The organism is Clostridium sp. AF34-13 (assembly GCF_003477845.1).
Taxonomy (GTDB): domain Bacteria; phylum Bacillota; class Clostridia; order Lachnospirales; family Lachnospiraceae; genus Butyribacter; species Butyribacter intestini.
In genome coordinates this window covers 1409-3554 of record NZ_QUEB01000036.1, presented here as the reverse complement: position 1 = coordinate 3554, position 2146 = coordinate 1409, and the positions used below count along the sequence as shown (strand labels likewise).

The 2146-nt window shown below is 39.5% G+C and carries 2 protein-coding genes; both read left to right on the top strand.

Annotated features, from left to right (window positions below):
* Nucleotides 1–105 precede the first annotated feature (105 nt).
* The gene (locus DWZ63_RS15470; protein WP_243020700.1) at nt 106–552 is read left to right on the top strand and encodes an SEC-C metal-binding domain-containing protein; all 447 of its coding nucleotides are present in this window, start codon (nt 106–108) and stop codon (nt 550–552) included.
* A gap of 64 nt (nt 553–616) precedes the next feature.
* Complete coding sequence (locus tag DWZ63_RS15465) at nt 617–1654, top strand: virulence RhuM family protein (protein ID WP_055941575.1); 1038 nt, start codon at nt 617–619, stop codon at nt 1652–1654.
* Nucleotides 1655–2146 lie beyond the last annotated feature (492 nt).

Sequence of the window (2146 nt, the reverse complement as noted above, 5' to 3'; positions counted from 1 at the left end):
GTGGCAGAAATTAGGTCGTAGTGTTACAAAAAAGCTTGACCACAACATTTGATGATTATTCCTGTTGCTCTTAACAATATTAAGTATAGATCTGACGTCAATGCTATGAATCCGATTGAGAAAAATGTAAAGTCTTTAGAGGATTATATTAAACTCACAAAAGCATCAAGATATCATTTTTGCTTGGATTCTGAGGACTATACAGGCTTTTTGAAAATCCTCGTGAATGCGAAATTGAGAAATGCTATCGGTCATAATGATGTTGAATACAATTCAGTAGACCAGCTGATAACTTATATTCCTAATCCGAAAGATAGAACAAAAAAGAAAACAGAATATTTGCTTGAATTTGAAAATGAGGCAATGTGTATGTTTCAAGCTATATTGGGAGTCTCTGAATATTTGTATCGTCTGAGGGAACTTGAACTTATGCATGATGGAAAAATTCCTATTATGGTTCAGGAAAGAGCAAATTGGCCGAAGAAGATAGGTCGCAATGAATTGTGTCCATGTGGAAGTGGAAAGAAGTATAAGCGTTGTCATGGGCGATGAGAGTATACAGAAATTCGTTCATTGTTTATTATAGAGTGATTTATCGAAGAAGGAGGCATTCTATTTGAAAAAGAAAAAAGATGAAATAACCATCCGTTCCAGTGCTGCAGAATATCTAACTTATGTTGCCTCTGTCGGCAATCAGCAGGACAGTATTGAGATGCGCTATGAGGATGAGAATATATGGCTGACACAGAAGATGATGGCCACGTTGTACGATGTGGATGTTCGCACCATAAATTATCATGTAAAAAAAATCTTCAGTGATAGCGAATTACAAGAGGATTCAGTTATCCGAAAATTTCGGATAACTGCCGCTGACGGAAAAAGCTACAGCACAAATCACTATTCCTTGGAGATGATCATTGCTGTTGGATTCAAGGTCAATTCTGAGCGTGCAGTGCAGTTCCGTAAATGGGTCAATCAAATTGCCAAGGACTACACCATCAAAGGCTGGGTCATGGATAATGAGCGCTTAAAAAACGGTGGCTCTGTGCTCACAACAGAATACTTTGATCGCTTGCTTGAGCAGATTCGTGAGATCCGTTTGTCTGAGCGTAGATTCTATCAGAAGATAACGGACATCTATGCTACAGCTCTTGATTACGACCGCACAGCAAAAACGACAAAGCAGTTCTTTGCTAAGGTGCAGAACAAGATGCATTATGCAGTTCACGGTCATACAGCAGCAGAATTGATTTATGAGCGAGCAGATGCTGATAAGCCACATATGGGGCTGACCACGTGGGCAGCAGCACCGGAAGGAAAGATTGTAAAAAGTGATGTGAGTGTTGCAAAAAATTATCTTTCTGATCAGGAAATGCGTTCATTAGAGCGTATCGTTTCGGCATACCTGGATCTGGCAGAGGATCGTGCAGAGCGTCACATTCCGATGACAATGGAGGACTGGGCAAGGCGTCTGGATTTATTCCTGATGGCTGATGACAGAGAGGTCCTTCAGAATTCAGGAAAGATCACGGCAGAGATTGCCAAGGCTAAAGCAGAGACTGAATTTGAAAAGTATCGTGTTATTCAGGACAGATTGTTTATGTCTGACTTTGATAAATACATGTTGGAATTGGAAGAGAATGCGAAGAAGTAATAGGATTGTTTCTCTGTTTAATGCACATTTCTCAGTATATAAGGTCGAGTGCATGGAAGCAAGGCCATCAGTTAGGTCTAAAAATAGCCGTTGACCTGTTCCTTGTAGGAAGAACGGACAAGGTTGAGGCGATGGAGATTCTCCGCAAGATTTGACTTTTATGTTGGAATCACTATACATAGTAGAAATGAATAAAAAAGTTGAACTTTTTCCGTGGACAAACAAGGTTCAGGCTGCGATATGGGTAGCAGAATGTATCAAGGTATTTTTGCTACAGAATTTGTAGATATGTTTCCACGAACAAACGGAGATATTTTACTACATGCCATATTAGTCTGGATAGGTTCCAGATGACCGACATCAATCCGGACCTATCGAGCCATGTGGAGACGGTAGTTGCACTACATCGGACAGATTCGTAATGGTGTTAGAATTTAAATAGTACAAGTTAGATATGGAATAATCCTTAATATAGATTTATTATTAAAGTTA

Excerpts from the sequence above, each read along its gene's own strand:
- DWZ63_RS15470 (WP_243020700.1), top strand. The coding sequence starts at position 106 with ATGAATCCGATTGAGAAAAATGTAAAGTCTTTAGAGGATTATATTAAA.